14 protein-coding genes and 1 pseudogene are annotated in these 16,549 nt (G+C 39.1%); 9 read left to right on the forward strand and 6 right to left on the reverse strand.

Annotated features, from left to right (window positions below; all coding sequences use genetic code 11):
* The first annotated feature begins 35 nt into the window (after positions 1–35).
* From OO7_RS06545 to OO7_RS06555, 3 genes are all read left to right on the forward strand, one after another.
* Positions 36–773 carry a basic amino acid ABC transporter substrate-binding protein gene (locus OO7_RS06545; protein WP_236620689.1) on the forward strand — a complete coding sequence of 246 codons (738 nt, stop codon included), beginning with the start codon at positions 36–38 and terminating at the stop codon, positions 771–773.
* A gap of 64 nt (positions 774–837) precedes the next feature.
* The gene (locus OO7_RS06550; RefSeq protein ID WP_008915171.1) at positions 838–1,602 is read left to right on the forward strand and encodes an amino acid ABC transporter permease; all 765 of its coding nucleotides are present in this window, start codon (positions 838–840) and stop codon (positions 1,600–1,602) included.
* Positions 1,589–2,311, forward strand: coding sequence for an amino acid ABC transporter ATP-binding protein (locus OO7_RS06555; RefSeq protein ID WP_008915172.1), 723 nt, complete (start codon positions 1,589–1,591; stop codon positions 2,309–2,311). The genes OO7_RS06550 and OO7_RS06555 overlap by 14 nt, the downstream gene beginning before the upstream one ends.
* 124 nt (positions 2,312–2,435) lie before the next feature.
* Here the strand turns inward: OO7_RS06555 and artM are convergent, their stop codons facing one another.
* From artM to OO7_RS06585, 6 genes are all read right to left on the reverse strand, one after another.
* On the reverse strand, positions 2,436–3,104 hold the full coding sequence (gene artM, locus OO7_RS06560) for an arginine ABC transporter permease ArtM (RefSeq protein ID WP_008915173.1): 669 nt from the start codon (positions 3,102–3,104) through the stop codon (positions 2,436–2,438).
* Entirely contained in the window at positions 3,101–3,841 is a 741-nt protein-coding gene (gene artQ, locus OO7_RS06565) for an arginine ABC transporter permease ArtQ (RefSeq protein WP_008915174.1), read from the reverse strand. The genes artM and artQ overlap by 4 nt, the downstream gene beginning before the upstream one ends.
* 12 nt (positions 3,842–3,853) lie before the next feature.
* Positions 3,854–4,597 (reverse strand): arginine ABC transporter substrate-binding protein, encoded by a 744-nt coding sequence (gene artJ, locus OO7_RS06570; protein WP_008915175.1) that lies wholly within the window; start codon positions 4,595–4,597, stop codon positions 3,854–3,856.
* Positions 4,598–4,615: 18 nt separating this feature from the next.
* Positions 4,616–5,344 (reverse strand): arginine ABC transporter ATP-binding protein ArtP, encoded by a 729-nt coding sequence (gene artP, locus OO7_RS06575; RefSeq protein WP_008915176.1) that lies wholly within the window; start codon positions 5,342–5,344, stop codon positions 4,616–4,618.
* Positions 5,345–5,441: 97 nt separating this feature from the next.
* Positions 5,442–6,926: a DUF2867 domain-containing protein gene (locus OO7_RS06580; protein ID WP_008915177.1), complete on the reverse strand. Its 1,485-nt coding sequence runs from the start codon at positions 6,924–6,926 to the stop codon at positions 5,442–5,444.
* A gap of 154 nt (positions 6,927–7,080) precedes the next feature.
* Entirely contained in the window at positions 7,081–7,980 is a 900-nt protein-coding gene (locus tag OO7_RS06585; protein WP_008915178.1) for a LysO family transporter, read from the reverse strand.
* 390 nt (positions 7,981–8,370) lie between these two features.
* Here OO7_RS06585 and OO7_RS06590 point away from each other — a divergent pair, with 390 nt between their 5' ends.
* The 6 genes and pseudogenes from OO7_RS06590 (at position 8,371) to OO7_RS06615 (ending at position 16,524) form a co-directional block, all read left to right on the forward strand.
* Complete coding sequence (locus OO7_RS06590) at positions 8,371–10,032, forward strand: DUF2813 domain-containing protein (protein ID WP_008915179.1); 1,662 nt, start codon at positions 8,371–8,373, stop codon at positions 10,030–10,032.
* A gap of 192 nt (positions 10,033–10,224) precedes the next feature.
* Positions 10,225–11,334, forward strand: coding sequence for a macrolide transporter subunit MacA (gene macA, locus OO7_RS06595; protein WP_008915180.1), 1,110 nt, complete (start codon positions 10,225–10,227; stop codon positions 11,332–11,334).
* Position 11,335: 1 nt separating this feature from the next.
* Positions 11,336–13,278, forward strand: a pseudogene (gene macB, locus OO7_RS06600) (macrolide ABC transporter ATP-binding protein/permease MacB).
* A 291-nt stretch (positions 13,279–13,569) separates the two neighbouring features.
* Positions 13,570–14,922, forward strand: coding sequence for a purine-cytosine permease family protein (locus OO7_RS06605; protein WP_008915181.1), 1,353 nt, complete (start codon positions 13,570–13,572; stop codon positions 14,920–14,922).
* Positions 14,923–14,932: 10 nt separating this feature from the next.
* Positions 14,933–15,778 carry a nitrilase-related carbon-nitrogen hydrolase gene (locus tag OO7_RS06610; RefSeq protein WP_008915182.1) on the forward strand — a complete coding sequence of 282 codons (846 nt, stop codon included), beginning with the start codon at positions 14,933–14,935 and terminating at the stop codon, positions 15,776–15,778.
* Entirely contained in the window at positions 15,775–16,524 is a 750-nt protein-coding gene (locus tag OO7_RS06615) for an IclR family transcriptional regulator (protein WP_008915183.1), read from the forward strand. The genes OO7_RS06610 and OO7_RS06615 overlap by 4 nt, the downstream gene beginning before the upstream one ends.
* The last annotated feature ends 25 nt before the right edge of the window (positions 16,525–16,549 follow it).

Genomic DNA, 16,549 nt, shown 5'->3' on the forward strand with positions numbered 1-16,549 from the left:
TGACGATGTTTAAAAAATTTGTTTTTGCTGGCTGTATGGCTTTTGCTGCTTTTACTGGGAATGTTTATGCCAAGGAAAGTTATACTGTTGGTGCGGGCGGGACTTATCGCCCGTTTGAATTTGAAAATAGTCAAAAGCAACTTGAAGGTTTTGATATTGATATTATTCAAGCTATTGCTGAAGCCGAAGGATTCGATGTTAAATTAGTTAATACGCCTTGGGAGGGTATTTTTGCTACTTTATCTTCAGGCGATAGGGATATTATTATTTCGGGTATTACGATCACGGATAAACGTAAAAATATGGTCGATTTTTCTAATCCCTATTTTCCCGCAGAACAAGCTATTGTGATTAATGAAGCGCTGAATGTAACCGATTTAAATAGTTTGAAAGACTTGAATGTAGGTGTTGTTAATTCAAGCACGGGAGATATTGTTGTCTCTGAAGTGAAAGGTAAAAATAACACCGCAATTAAACGCTTTGATAATACGCCACTACTTTTACAAGAATTGTATGAAGATGGTATTGATGCCGCAGTAGGTGATGTTGGTGTGATTAAATATTATATCAAAACGCATCCAGAGAAAAAATTTAAGCTGATTTATGACAACCATTTCGAAAAACAATATTTTGGTATTGCTGTAGCGAAAGGAAACAGTGAATTACAACAAAAGATCAACCAAGGCTTAAACACCATTATTGAAAATGGTACATATAATAAAATTTACCAAAAATGGTTTGATGAAAACGTTCCAGAATTACCAAAAAAATAGGTTTATTTAATTTAAAGCCATCTTTGGATGGCTTTTTCACGTTTTAAATCAGGGTGAAATTAAGATGTCTGCGTTTCGTTGGGAAATAATTGAAGAATACGCGCCGCTATTTGCTGAAGGCGCAATGATGACCATTAAGGCCACCATTGTTTGCGTTATTTTAGGATCACTATGGGGATTAACCCTCGGTTTGGGAAGAACGGCTAAAGCGGAGCAAGGTTTTTGGAAACCTATACTGCACTATTTTGTACAATGGCCTGTTCGTTTTTATGTGAGTGCTTTTCGCGGTACACCATTATTTGTGCAAATAATGGTAGTTCACTTTGCATTGGTTCCGCTATTTATAAATCCGCGTGATGGTTTATTGGTCACATCAGGGTTGATGTCTGTTGATACAGCGCGAATGCTTCGCTCAGATTATGGTGCTTTTTTATCTTGTGTTATTGCGATCACTTTAAACTCCGGCGCGTATGTTTCTGAAATCTTTCGGGCAGGTATTCAATCTATTGATAAAGGCCAAATGGAAGCTTCTCGAGCATTAGGGATGAGTTGGGCAAAAACAATGCGCAAAGTTATTTTGCCTCAAGCATTTCGTCGCATTCTGCCACCATTGGGTAATAACGCAATCGCGATTGTTAAAGACTCCTCATTAGCTTCTGCTATTGGTTTAGCTGACCTTGCTTATGCAGCACGTACTGTTTCTGGTGCTTACGCGACTTATTGGGAACCGTACTTAACAATTTCAATAATTTATTGGATGCTGACATTTATACTCGCTCAGTTAGTGCAATATATGGAAAGAAGGTTGGGCAGAAGTGATTTACGTTAATGATTTACAAAAAAAATTTGGTGATGTACACGTGCTGCGAGGCATTTCTTGTGAAATCCATTCTCAAGAAGTTGTTTGCATTATTGGCCCTTCAGGCTCAGGGAAAAGTACATTTTTACGCTGCTTAAATGCGTTAGAACGCCCAGATGGCGGTGAAATTAAAGTTAATGGCTTTGATGTTCATGATCCTAAAACAGATTTAAATAAAATGCGTGAAAATGTTGGTATGGTGTTCCAGCGATTTAATCTTTTTCCGCATATGACGGTTCTCGAAAACTTAATGATGGCACCAGTTTCTGTGAAAGGGCTTAAAAAAGCAGAAGCGTTGAAGCAAGCGGAGCAATTATTAATAAAAGTTGGCATGCTAGATAAAATTGATGCATGGCCAGCCAGCTTATCTGGTGGGCAACAACAGCGGGTTGCAATTGCTCGCGCGCTTGCCATGCAGCCTTCAATTTTATTGTTTGATGAGCCAACTTCTGCACTTGATCCGGAGTTAGTCGGGGAAGTGTTGTCAGTGATGAAAACATTGGCGACAGAAGGAATGACAATGGTGGTTGTGACCCATGAAATGGGCTTTGCTCGAGAAGTCGCTGATCGCGTAATGTTTATTGATCAAGGAATTATTCAAGAGGAAGGAACACCAGAGCAAATCTTTTATTCACCTAAGAACCCGCGTACTGCTGAGTTTTTAAGTAAAGTCCTTTAATCGAACTACTGCTTATATTTAAAAGTTAGCTGACTTTTCTATCCGCAGTGCTTCTTAGTAAATAAAAAAACCCGCTGTTTAAAAACAACGGGTTTATTTATGGATAACTACTTTTTATAAGCAATTAATTTCTTTGTTCAAAAGCTAATGCTCGACGTTCAATAAAACGCATAATGATGGTCAATATTGCATTGACGACAAGGTAAATAATCCCTGCGGCAACAAACGCCATAACATCCCAGCTTTGCCCAAACACTTGGCTACTATAACCCATAATATCCATCATGGTGATTGTACTAGCGAGTGAGGTACTTTTAAAAATTAATACCACTTCATTGGAATAGGATGATAAAGAACGTTTAAAAGCATAAGGTAGGATAATGCGCATAGTTTGCATTTTAGACATACCTAATGCTTGGCAAGATTGCCATTGACCAGCTGGAATTGCTTTAACAGCACCATGAAATAGTAACGTTGAGTAAGCTGCGCTATTAAGTGCTAAAGCTGTCACTGCACAAACCCAAGGTGTTGAGATAAAATCCCATAATGCAGGGTAGTTTTGTAATGATTTAAATTGGCTTGGTCCATTATAGATTAAGAAGAACTGCACTAATAATGGAGTACCAGTAAATAGCGTTATATAAACTTTAACAGCTTGAGAAATAATAGGGGTTTTGAGCGATAAAATTAGCGTAAATAATAGCGCTAGGAAAAAAGCGAAAAGTAATGCGCTAAATGTCAGAGATAAACTTGTCGGTAGTCCCGGAAGAATGTCGAGAATTAAATCGATCATTTCGATTCACCTCGTTCAAAACGTGTTGTATGCAACTCTATTCTTTTCAAAATGACTTGGCTTAGTAACGTGATCACCAAATAAATTAGCCCAACAATAGCATACCAAGTGAAAGGTTCATGCGTGCGGTTAACAATTGTTTTTGTCTGTAGCATTAAATCATTAACACTAATGAGAGAAACTAATGCGGTATCTTTTAGCAAGACTAACCATTGGTTTCCAAGCCCAGGAAGTGCATGACGCCACATTTGCGGCATGATGAAACGGAAAAAAATAGTGCGCTTATTTAAACCTAAAGCAAATCCTGCTTCCCATTGACCATAAGGAACAGCTTTTAAAGCACCTCTTAACGTTTGTGATGCATATGATGCATACAACAAGGCAAGGGCAATAACACCGCAAGCAAACGGGGTGAAGTCAAATTCGCCGTTATCTGCGAAAAAGATACTCGGATCAATTTGCAGGGTAGTTTGCCAAAAACCAAGGTTAAGGGTAATTCCATCCCCTAAAAGATTGATAAGTTGCAGTGTGCCGAAATAGACAAAAAGCACAACCAGTAACTCAGGCAAACCGCGAATGAGAGTGACCCAGCAAGTGCCTAAAAATGCAATAGGTTTAAAACGAACAGATTCCCATGCGGTAAATAGCATGGCGAGGATTAAACCTAATATTAATGCGGAAACAGCAAGGCCGACGGTTAAACCGGCGGCACTTGTTAGAAAGAGAAAATTGTTCATTAACTGTATCGATTATTGTTCAAACCATTTTTTGTAGATAACGTCATAGGTGCCGTCTGCTTTTACTTCAGCTAAGGCTTTATTCATTTTATCTAACAGCTCTTTATTACCTTTACGAACCGCGATGCCAAGGCCAATACCAAAATATTCAGGATCAGTCACTTTTTCACCAACCGCCCCAAGGTTTTCGTTACCTTTGCCTTTTAGCCATTCATCTGCTACGGCAGTATCACCAAATACCGCATCAATACGCCCATTTTGTAAATCAAGGATAGCTGATTGGTAGTTGTCATAAGGAACGGGTGTCATACCTTTATGCTGTTCCAGTATGTATTTTTGGTGAGTCGTTCCGTTTTGCACACCAATTTTTTTACCTTGAAGCTGGTCAACAGATGATACTTTTTCCTTCACAGCAATAAATTCTGCTGAATTAGGATAGTAAGTGTCTGTAAAATCAACTTGTTTTTGACGTTCAGGGGTAATGTCAATGCCCGCCATCAATGCTTCAAAACGGCGGAATTTTAAGCTAGGGATTAAGCTATCGAAAGATTGGTGTGTGAAAGTACAAGTTGCATCCATTTTTTGGCAGATAGCATTTGCAAGATCAACATCAAATCCAATGATCTGATTGTTTGCATCAAACATCTCAAATGGAGCATAAGTGGCTTCTGTCGCAAAACGAATAGTTTCTTTTTCTGCCGCAGTTGCCGATAAGGTTACAGCGCCTAGTAGTGCAGCTAATATTATTTTTTTCATTGCTTGATCCTATATCTATTAGTGGGACAGATAATTTGCAAATGCTTCAGTTTGAGGTGAAGCGAAATGGCTAGCATCTCCTTGCTCAACGATATGACCATTTTCCATATAGACAACACGGCTTGCCGCTTTTCTGGCAATTTCAACTTCATGTGTAACTATCACTTGAGTGATCCCTGTCGCAGATAGTTCTTTTATAATATCAACGACTTGAGCTGTGATTTCTGGGTCAAGAGCTGCTGTTGGTTCATCAAATAATAAAACTTGAGGTTCCATCATCAATGCTCTTGCAATTGCAACACGCTGTTGTTGCCCACCGGATAAATGCAGTGGGAAGCGAGTTGAAAACTGGGTTAAACGTAGGCGTTCAAGCAGTTTTTCTGCTTTTGCTTTTGCTTCTTGGCGTGATAGCTTTAATACTCTGCATGGTGCTTCAATAAGATTATCCATCACAGTTAAGTGAGGCCATAAATTATATTGCTGGAAAACCATACCGACATTTTGGCGAAGGGTACGGATAGATTTTGCATCAGGTGTTGCTGCAAAATCAAATTGTTGGCCAGCAATCGCAAGTTGGCCTGAGCGCGGCATCTCCAATAGATTTAGAACTCTTAACAATGAGCTCTTACCTGCACCACTTGGTCCAAGCAGTACCATTGTCTCACCCGCAGAACACGCTAAGTTAATATCAAAGAGTGCCTGATGCGCGCCATAGAAACAGTTTATATTTTTTAATTGAATGCTCATGCTTACCAATAATATCCTATTTAACTCACACAGATATTAATCCTGTAAGCATATTTATGCAATATTATATGCATAAAAATTTGGTTTTTTACGTATATTATGGCTTTTCTGTTAATGACTCACTTTCGTTTTGAGACTTAGCTGTAAGCTGTTTATCCCGCTCAAAAGCTAATTCACTAATCCGTTTTGCCATACCTTTAAAAATAAATAAATGTGCTGGCATCATAGCAAACCAATATAGTAATCCTGAAAAGCCAGCAGGATGCCACCAAGCACGCACATCAATAGAGCGACGGCTACCACTATCATGGATAGTAAATGTGAGTCGGCCTAGCCCGGGGGCTTTCATGCCAAATAGAAGACTAAGTTGTTTGCCCGGCTCTATATTAATCACTCGCCAGCCATCAATTTCATCACCAAGCTGTAATTCTTCACGTGCAGGTCGGCCATATTTCACTTTGTTGAGCATGATGTCATCAATAATAGCTCGCGTTTTCCACAGCGCATTTGCATAAAAATAGCCATTTTTACCACCAATTTGCTGAACAACATGCCAAAGTGATTCTGTGCTAGCGGATGTGCCTAAGGTGAATCCTGCTTGTTTTGGGTAAAAGCCGTAACCTGGGCGCCAGCGTTTTTTCACTTCTGGATCATAGCCCCAGTCCGCATTATCGATGGCACTAGCTTCTTGGGCTAAAGTTTCTTTTACCGCATCATCAAAGGATATGAGGGTTTGAGGAATAAGCTCCCGTATTGCTTTATCGTCAGCAGGAAGGTCATGTTGTAGACCTTGGATCAGCTCTTTTGCAATAGCGGGTGGAACTGAGGTGATAAGGCTAATAAAGTGTATGGAAATCATACTGATTGGAATTGGGATTGGCAGCAGTAAACGGTGTTTTCCACTAATTTTAATAAAGCGCTTAAATAGCTCTTGGTAACTGATATATTCTGGACCACCGGCATCATAGATTTTACTTTCTGTTGTCGGTAATTTGGCAAGCTCAGTGAGGTAAAATAAAATATTGCTCAGAGCAATAGGTGAAGATTTTGAACGAACCCAGCGTGGCGGCGTTAAAATGGCTAAGTTGTAAACCATATCACGCATAATTTCAAAAGCTGCGGAGCCAGAACCGACAATGATGGCTGAGCGAATTTCTGTGACAGGCACTTTGCTTTCACGCAATATTTCCCCGGTTAAACGCCGAGAAATTAAATGTTGCGAGTAACTATGACCATGTTGCAATGAGCTGAGATAAATAACATGTTTTACATTAGAGTGGTCAAGGGCTTGTTGAACATGACGCGCAGCGGTACGTTCACGTTCAATTAAATTTGCCTGATCAGCCATACTGTGGACGAGGAAATAAACGATATCAATTTCTTTCATCGTGTCTTGCAGTGTTTTAGGATCTTGCAAGTCAACATAAATGCATTGCGTATTTTGCCAGCCTTGCGAAAGCATCCAGTCAACTCGTCTTGCAGCAGCTGTGACTTGGTGGCCTTGACTAATTAATTCAGGAATTAGGTTTTGACCTATATAGCCACTAGCACCAAGTACCAAAATACGTTGTTTTTCATTCATGTTATTTTCCTGTTGCTCACTCATTTTTCACTATTGTGACTGAAATTCCGTTTATGTAAAGCGCTGTAAAATATCCTCATTTTGTGACTATTCGCTTTTGTATTAAACAGTAAATTAATCGCAGACCTAATAAGTTTTAAATAAAAATGATTATTTAAGTGAAAAAGGCCATCAATATTGGTGTGAGCAGGCTAAGAACAAATCCATGAACAATGGCCGCAGGCACAATTGAAACACCGCCGCTTCGTTGTAAGACAGGAAGTGTAAAATCCATAGAGGTTGAACCACATATTCCTAATGCAGTTGAGCGATAACGGTTAATAATCATCGGGATAAGCATGATAGCTGTCAGCTCACGTGCTAAATCATTAAAAAATGCCGCGCTGCCCATGACTGGCCCATAAGCATCCGTTAACACAATGCCTGTCAATGAATACCACCCAAAGCCTGATGCTAATGCTAGGCCCATTTTGACAGGTAAACCTAGTAATAATGCGGCAATAACTCCACCTACTAAAGCACTTATCGCCATAACAAGGGCAATGATTGTGCCACGACGATTGACCAATATTTGGCGAATATTCATTCCGCTGTTACGTAATTGAATACCAACAAGCAGTAATAATACCATTAGCGCAACTTGGCTGCCTTTATCGGCATAGTGGAGAAAGTCGAACCCAGTTAGACCAACTAAAAAGCCAATAAGTAATACACCACATAATTGTAATGACTCAAGAACCATTTTAAGCCGTGATGGTGGCTTAGCTTGTTTATGTAACGGTATTTTCCAAGGATCAAGTTTATCCAATATTAGAAGTGAAATAAGGTTTAGCGAAAATATGCAGGCAAAGAATGTCAATGCATAAACTAAAATTGAGAATAAATGAGCACTTAAATTTTCGAGTAGCGCAAGGGTGATCCCCATTAAAAATAGAATGATGTAAACCATTGAATTTAATGCGCGATGAACAAGATCAAGCAGCGGCTTATTTTTTATTGAAATAAGGTAGCCGAGTGTAAGTGGCAACAGAATAATGAGTAGTCCTGAATACATTTTTGCATCCTTAAAATTATCCCATTAATAAATTCATCGTGAGCTTTTTATTATCGAAATTATCTTACTTACTACTAAGCTATAACTTAAATTATTTAGGGGTGGCGTCTTTTTCTCCAATACTTGATTAAAAATAGGATAAAAAGGCTAAAAAATAAAGTTTAACTATTTTATAACACTATAAATAGATGCTCAACACAGTTTGATTTATTGCTAGATGGTTTAATTGCTTTAATTAGCGATACGTCGTTAATGAGTACTTAATAACAAAAAGCTCAATTAACAAAGAAAATTAGCCAATTTGGCGTTAAAAATAGTTAGCGACAATAGTCATAGAGTCTGTTATTTAGGTAGACTCTATTTATAATTTATCAGCAAGAAGAGGGTAGTATGTATCTGGAACGTGTGGAAATATACGGTTTTAGAGGGATTAACCGGCTATCACTTGCTCTGAACAAGAATACTGTTTTGATTGGTGAGAACTCTTGGGGAAAATCAAGCCTTTTAGATGCATTAACTATTTTACTTTCTCCAGAACAAGAAAATTATCAATTTACGCAACATGATTTCCATCATCCAGCTGGAGAAGATGAGACAAGGTTTCGTTCTTTACAGATTGTCCTAAAATTTCGCGAAGGTCATGAAGGGCGTCACCGCTCCTTTCGTTTTAAAAATTTAATGTCAGTATGGGTTGATAATAACGACAACCTAAAACATATCTATTATCGCGTGAGTGCTGTCTTAAAAGATGATGGCAGTATCAGTGTTGATAGAAGTTTTCTTGATGGTGGCGGTAATAAACTCTCTTTGGATAATGTCAGTAAATATATAAAAGAAATTATCCGGCTTTATCCTGTCATTCGATTACGAGATGCGCGTTTTTTAAATAATATAAGCTCTGAAACTATTGTGGTCGGCGATAAAGAAGCTCGTGATGTATTTAATACCAGAATGGAAGAACTAACGCGTGCTTTAGTGAATAACCCTGAGCGTTTAAGTGATGAAGAGTTGATGGAAGGTGTAGATGCCATGCAGCAACTGTTGAGCCACTATTTCGCAGGGCAAAGCAATTACATGTTTAGTAATAGTAAGATTATCAATTTAGAGCCTCGAAAAAGAGGTTGGCATGCATTAGACAATATCAGCCGTATTATTGCTAAACCAAATCAACGCAATATTCGCCTAATTATCCTAGGGATGTTTGCTTCAATTTTGCAAGCAAAAGGTAATATACAATTAGATAAGTATGCTCGCCCAATTTTAATTATTGAAGATCCTGAAACGCGCTTACATCCTATTATGTTATCTATTGCTTGGGGGTTATTAAATTTATTTTCCTTGCAACGTATTACAACGACAAATTCAGGTGAGCTGTTATCTCAAGTCCCAATTGAAAATCTTTGCCGCTTAGTGCGCGATACGGGTAAAGTTTCTGCTTACCGTTTAGGGAAAAATGATTTATCTCCAGAAGAAATTCGCAAAATCTCTTTTCATATCCGCTTCAACCGCCCATCTGCTTTATTTGCAAGATGTTGGTTATTAGTTGAAGGCGAAACTGAAATTTGGTTAATGAATGAGCTAGCTCGTCAGTGCAACTATTTCTTTGAAACCGAAGGGATCAAAGTGATTGAATTTGCACAAAGTGGCCTCAAGCCCCTTTTAAAATTTGCCCACCAAATGGGAATAGAGTGGCACACATTGGTTGATGGTGATGAGGCGGGTAAAAAATATGCAGCTACAGCACTGCATTATGCTGAAAAAGCGAATGATAGCCCGAGAGATAGATTAACCAAATTACCCGCTCTTGATATTGAACACTTTTTATATCGAGAAGGTTTCGGGCGGCTATTTCATGAAATATCCGGCATCCCTGATAATGCAAAAGTTTCTACCCGTAGAATTATTATTAAAGCAATATCAAAAACATCAAAACCGGATATGGCAATTGCAATTGTAAACCGTGCTGCAGAATTAGGCCCAGACTCTATTCCCTCAGAGCTCAAGAATATGTTCTCAAGAGTGGCGTGGTTAGCTCGAGGCAAGGCTTATTAAATTAAACCTAAATGTAAGGGAAAAAGGTAGGTAAAAAATTTGTCATAGGTTTAGACTGCTTCACTCTGATCGAATTAATACAAATTTTTATATTGGTTCGATCAGCTAGCCAAATAAAGGATAGTCATATTCTTTGTATTATCAGTATGTTCAAAGGGCTTAGCCCTTTTTTTATCATAGGTACCCGCATTAATGAAAGTGAAAAAATGGAAAAAATGGCTAGTCGCATTGCTAGTTATTTTTATTGTTGCTGTAGCCGCTTTTCTCCTATTCTCTGAAGATAAAAAAGAAGTCTATCAAACAGTTGCAGTGACTCGAGGAGATTTGAATAAACAAGTGCAAGCAACAGGACAACTTGATGCGGTGCGTAAGGTTGATGTTGGTGCGCAGGTAAGTGGGCAACTGCAAACGTTATATGTCAAAGAAGGTGATAAAGTTAATAAAGGAGATTTATTAGCCGTTATTGATCCACAAAAAGCACAAAATGATGTGACTGAATCACAAGAAACAACACACGAATTAGAAGCGAATTTGGCTTTAGTAAAAGCGGAGCTAAAGCTTGCTGAAATGACTTATCAGCGCCAATTAAGTTTATCAAAATTACAGGCCGTATCTAAGCAGGAATTAGACAAGGCACAAACAGATGTGCAGGTAAAAAAAGCGCAAGTGGCCACTTATCAAGCACAAATTAAACGCAACCAAGCGCGGTTAGATTCAGCGAGAACTAATCTGCAATATACCAATATTACTGCGCCAATGGATGGTATCGTGACATTCATTAAAACTTTACAAGGGCAAACGGTGATTGCAGCGCAAGAAGCGCCAACCATTTTGACATTGGCAGATCTTAATACCATGCTGGTGAAAGCTGAAGTTTCGGAAGCTGATGTGATTTATCTAAAACCAGGCCAAGCGGCATCTTTTACGGTTTTAGGTGCTCCTGATAAAGTATTTTCGGGTGAATTAAAAGATATTTTGCCTACGCCTGAAAAAATTAATGACGCCATTTTTTACTATGCGCGCTTTGAAGTACCAAATCCTCAACATATTTTAAAATTGCAAATGACGGCGCAGATTAAAATTGAATTGGAATCCCACAAAGATGTATTGATGTTGCCTTTATCAAGTCTTGGGGATGAAGTTTCACCGCAAATCTATGAAGTTGAAGTGCTAAATGGTGAAAATATTGAGAAGCGTCAGGTGAAAGTAGGTAGCAGAAATGATATCTCCATTGAAATCATTGATGGGCTTAAAGAAGGTGATTTGGTAGTGACTGGCCGTAGTAGTCAATTGGAGAGCTAATATGCCAGCATTACTAGAGCTTAAAGATATTACTCGACGTTACCCTGCTGGTGAAAATGAAATCACAGTATTAAAAAATGTGTCACTTAGTATTCATGCTGGTGAAATGGTTGCCATTATTGGTGCTTCAGGTTCCGGCAAATCGACCTTAATGAACATCATTGGTTGTTTAGATAAGCCGAGTTCAGGTGAATACTTTGTTGCTCAACAAAATATTTCACAATTAGATAGTGATCAGTTAGCTGAATTACGACGTGAACATTTTGGCTTTATTTTCCAACGTTATCATTTATTAAGCCATCTAACGGCTGAACAAAATGTAGAAATTCCTGCAATATATGCAGGTGCAAGAAAAGCAGCGCGTCATGACAGAGCTATAGCGTTGCTAACTCGTTTGGGACTTAAAGAGCGTGTTGATTATCGGCCTAGCCAATTATCGGGTGGTCAGCAACAAAGAGTGAGTATTGCGCGTGCTTTAATGAATGGTGGGCAGGTGATCTTAGCGGATGAACCTACCGGAGCGCTTGACAGCCATTCTGGTGAGGAGGTCATGAAAATCTTAAAAGACCTCTGTGCGCAAGGGCATACGGTAATTATTGTCACGCATGATCCAAAGGTGGCGCAGCAAGCAGAACGAATTATTGAAATTAAAGATGGAGAGATTATTAATGATTCGGGAAATATTACTCCACCTAAGGCATTACCTGTACAAAATAATGTTGCAAGAAAACTGAGTATTGCTCAAATCTATGGTCGATTTAGTGAAGCATTATTAATGGCTTGGCGAGCTATGGTTGTTAATAAAATGCGCACATTATTGACAATGCTGGGTATTATTATTGGGATTGCTTCGGTTGTTTCCATTATGGTCATTGGTGATGCAGCACAGGGAATGGTGCTGAATAATATAAAATCTATTGGGACAAATACCATATCCGTTTATCCCGGGGAAGATTTTGGGAGTGATGATGCACAGAGCCGGCAATCCTTAAAATTTACGGATGTTGAGGCAATCAATCAGCAGCCTTATGTTCAATCTGCATCTGAAGAAACGTATAAATCCATCCGGCTGCGTAAAGGCAGTGTAGATGCTGCTGCTCAACTCATGGGCGTTGGCGCGACCTATTTTCAAGTCTATGCTAATACGTTTTCAGAAGGCATGTCATTTACCCCTGATATGATAAAACGGGGTGCACAAGTGGTGGTTATTGATGCCAATACTAAACGACGTTTTTCCCTAATAAGAAACAAGTTGTTGGTGAAACTATTTTAGTCGGCAATATGCCAGCAACAATTATTGGCGTAATAGCTGAAAGAAAATCTGTTTTCGGCTCAAATAATCAGTTGTCAGTTTGGTTACCCGCAACAACGGTAAATAGTCGGATACTTAATCGCCCGTATTTAGACAGTATTGTGGTGAGAGTGAAAGATGGATTTGATGCTAAAGCTGCGGAACAGCAAATTGTTCGTTTACTCACTTTACGTCATGGTAAAAAAGATATTTTTACCTTTAACGTTGATACCTTAGTGAAGACTGTTGAAAAAACCTCTCAAACAATGCAGCTGTTTTTAACGCTGGTGGCGGTTATTTCCTTAGTTGTTGGGGGAATTGGTGTTATGAACATTATGCTAGTGTCTGTGACAGAAAGGACGCGAGAAATAGGCATTCGTATGGCTGTTGGTGCAAGGGCCAGTGATGTTATGCAGCAGTTTTTAATTGAGGCTGTTCTTGTTTGCCTAATTGGTGGGCTAATGGGAATAGGTCTGTCTTATAGCATTAGTCTGATTGCTCAAATGGCATTACCGGGTTGGGATTTTGTATTTAAGCCAATCGCATTCATCAGCGCATTTATTTGTTCAACCATGATCGGTATTGTTTTTGGGTTTTTACCCGCTCGAAATGCGGCAAAGCTAAATCCAATTGATGCATTAGCCCGCGAATAGTTACAATTTTTTTCAATTTAGTAAAGCTCCTCTTATCATTGCAGGGGAGTTTTAACTCCTTTATTTTTATATGGATTTCCGTTCTTACTACATTCATTTCTTAATATTAGTTAATTTACCTATAAAAAAAATGTACTAAAAGATAAATTTTGCTTGCGATTTGGTATCGATCATGGATATTATCTACCTCGAAGAATAAATGAAACCTGGTTCCGTAAAATGGAACTTCCAAAATAATTAAAGCCAATATAAACTACAGCAAAGACTCCACACAGCAGGAATATAAAGAATATGGCGAATAAAACAGGTGAAGATTATTCTCTGGCTCGGGTGCCGTTAAGTGCTCGCCGACCGTTTTATGAAGTATTAGTTATCCGAATTGGCTCGCTGGCTTGTGTTTCGCAAGTAATGTTAGGTGCAGCCCTCGGTTATGGACTTACTTTTTGGCAAGCGTTTTGGGCCACGATGTTAGGTTCAGTTATTTTACAAGTTGTTAGTTGGGCTTTAGGTGCGGCTGCGTGCCGTGAAGGAATGTCAATCAGTCTACTTTCGAGGTGGTCTGGGTTTGGTAAATTAGGATCAGCATTAATTGGTGGCGCAATTGCAATTTCACTAATGGGTTGGTTCGGTGTACAAAACGGTTTCTTTGCGGATGGAATGTATAAAGCGACGAATGTGCTAACACCAGGGACTTGGTCGCTAATTACAGGTATTGCAGTAACGATTATTACGGTATATGGATATCGATTTTTATCTATTACCGCCAATATATCGACACCGCTATTTATATTCGCGCTAGTTTGGGCTACTTATAATTTGCTTTCAGGGCAAGATATTGGGGCTTTAATTAGTGATACCGCACCTTCAGGGCCTATTATGAGTATGCCAGCTGCAATAACAATGGTGGCTGGTGGGTTTATAATTTCCGCTGTTACAACGCCCGATATTAGCCGTTTTATGAAAAGCCCAAAAGAGGTTTTCTGGATGACTTTTATCGGGACTTTTTTKGGCGAACTATTAGTCAATATGATTGCTGTGTTAATGGCTCTTGCATTGCATACCGCCCAAGTATTTGACTTAATGATGACCTTAACGGGATTAATTGGTGCTTCGATTGTTATTTTCTCAACAATCAAAATGAATGATATCAATCTATATTCATCGTCATTAGGTTTCTCAACACTGCTTAACGCCATATTCAATAAACGTTTTGATCGTCGTTATCTTACTTGGATAATTGGTATTTTCGGTACGATCGCGTCAATGTTGGGTATTTTAGATAACTTTATCGGCTTTTTAATCTATTTAGGCATCGCTATTCCACCTGTTGCAGGCATTATGGTGGTGGATTACTACTTGTTAAAAAGAGATCGCCAAGAGTTAGACATCACAAGAGATAAAGGTGAAATTCCATCAACATGTGAAGCATTTAATCCAATCACATTAATTGTGTGGGCGATTGCTGTTATTGTTGGCTGGTTAAGCTCTGCTCTTGGTCCTCTCCATGCTGATTTTGGTGTTCCTGCACTTAACTCATTATTAGTCAGCGCAATAATCTATTGGGTAGCTATGCGTTGGCAAGGTCGACTCAATGGTGTGAAAACAGTTCATTTTCGTAAAGTTAAAAACCTAGATACAGATTGAGGTGGGAGCAATGGATCAGAACATTGTTAAAGTTGCCCTTGCACAATTTAATTCGCGACTTGGTGATAAACAACATAATTTACAGAGAATGGCTGATTTTTGCCATCAGGCTGCGCATCTCGGTGCGCGGCTAATTTGTTTTCCTGAATTGGCAACAACAGGATATCGTGGCGATTTATTATCTTCAAAATTGTGGGATCTGAGCGACAGTGAAGATAGTGAAACTTATCAACTATTTAGCTCATTGGCGACAAGTTTAGATATCACCATTGTAAGTGGATTTGCCGAACGAGGCCGCTATTTAGGCGAAATATTTAATTCTGTGGGCGTTTGGAATCCTGGGTGTGATGGAATTAGTGGTGTTTTTCGCAAAGTTCATGCATTTGGTATTGAGAAACAGTGGTTTAGTGGTGGTGATAGCTATCCCGTTTTTGATACACCGATTGGTAAAATTGGTGTAATGATTTGCTATGACATGGGTTTTCCTGAAGTTGCCCGTATTCTGACCTTACAAGGTGCTGAACTATTACTGGCACCGTCTGCTTGGTGTGTTCAAGATAGAGATATGTGGGATATAAATACGGCATGTCGTGCATTAGAGAATGGAAGCCACTTACTTGCTGTAAACCGTTGGGGTGATGAAGGTGATTTACACTTATTCGGCTGCAGTAAGTTACTCGGTCCTCGTGGACAAGTGCTTAAAGAAGCAACTTGTGAGGGGGAAGAGCTATTAATCTGTGAGGTTAATTTCACTGTTCAAGCACACACGCGTTTGAACATTCCTTATTTAAGAGATAGAAAACCGCAGAGTTACGCGCGGTTAGTACAACATTCTCAGCATACAGGTGAGCTATGAGTATTCTCTCAAGTGTTGTTGATGTTTATCGGTTATTTCTTCGTTCTGGAAATGAATTAACAGTCACAACATTAGTTAATGAGTTAGGTATGCCAAAAAGTACAGCATCACGTTTATTAAAACAGATGACTGAATATGGCTTACTTGAAAAGAAAAATGATGCGCCAATCTACCGACCGGGTTTGATTATTATGGAATTGGCTCATCGTGCAAGAGGAATGAATCCTCTTATTGATATGCTGCTTGAATCTTTGGATGAAATCACGAAAGAGAGTGGTTTTACGACTTATGTTTCTGTTCGTGATAAAGATAAAGTGCGGGTAGTACATGCGCGTATTGGTAATAATATGCTTCAGGTTATTACGCAACCGGGGACTAAATTACCTTTAGCCAGAACATCAACAGGTAGGGCGTTGTTATCGCGTTATTCTCAGGGGGAGAGAGAAGAGGTTATTTCTCAAGAACCTGAAGATAAACAAGAGGCATTACGCCAAGACCTTAATTTAATTGCAGAACGTGGTTGGGCTTGTTCAGTGAGTGAATCCGTTCCGGGTGTGGCCTCTGTATCCAGTACAGTCTATGACCCAGCACAAGAAATGTTGTATGCACTTTGTGTGAGTTTACCTGCATCGCAGATGACACCTGAATTATTAGAGCAATTATCAACCAAAATATCACATAAGGCGTCTTATCTTGGCTGTATGGCGGGCGATCCTTATTGGGTAAAACGCAGTTCTGAATCATAAAATAAACACTAAGATTATATTTGCA

It is taken from the genome of Providencia sneebia DSM 19967, assembly GCF_000314895.2.
GTDB lineage: Bacteria > Pseudomonadota > Gammaproteobacteria > Enterobacterales > Enterobacteriaceae > Providencia > Providencia sneebia.

Coding starts and splice junctions, on each gene's coding strand:
- OO7_RS06545 (WP_236620689.1), top strand. CDS start 36: ATGGCTTTTGCTGCTTTTACTGGGAATGTTTATGCCAAGGAAAGTTAT.
- OO7_RS06550 (WP_008915171.1), top strand. CDS start 838: ATGTCTGCGTTTCGTTGGGAAATAATTGAAGAATACGCGCCGCTATTT.
- artM (WP_008915173.1), bottom strand. CDS start 3,104: ATGATCGATTTAATTCTCGACATTCTTCCGGGACTACCGACAAGTTTA.
- artQ (WP_008915174.1), bottom strand. CDS start 3,841: ATGAACAATTTTCTCTTTCTAACAAGTGCCGCCGGTTTAACCGTCGGC.
- artJ (WP_008915175.1), bottom strand. CDS start 4,597: ATGAAAAAAATAATATTAGCTGCACTACTAGGCGCTGTAACCTTATCG.
- artP (WP_008915176.1), bottom strand. CDS start 5,344: ATGAGCATTCAATTAAAAAATATAAACTGTTTCTATGGCGCGCATCAG.
- OO7_RS06580 (WP_008915177.1), bottom strand. CDS start 6,926: ATGAATGAAAAACAACGTATTTTGGTACTTGGTGCTAGTGGCTATATA.
- OO7_RS06585 (WP_008915178.1), bottom strand. CDS start 7,980: ATGTATTCAGGACTACTCATTATTCTGTTGCCACTTACACTCGGCTAC.
- OO7_RS06590 (WP_008915179.1), top strand. CDS start 8,371: ATGTATCTGGAACGTGTGGAAATATACGGTTTTAGAGGGATTAACCGG.
- macA (WP_008915180.1), top strand. CDS start 10,225: ATGAAAGTGAAAAAATGGAAAAAATGGCTAGTCGCATTGCTAGTTATT.
- OO7_RS06610 (WP_008915182.1), top strand. CDS start 14,933: ATGGATCAGAACATTGTTAAAGTTGCCCTTGCACAATTTAATTCGCGA.
- OO7_RS06615 (WP_008915183.1), top strand. CDS start 15,775: ATGAGTATTCTCTCAAGTGTTGTTGATGTTTATCGGTTATTTCTTCGT.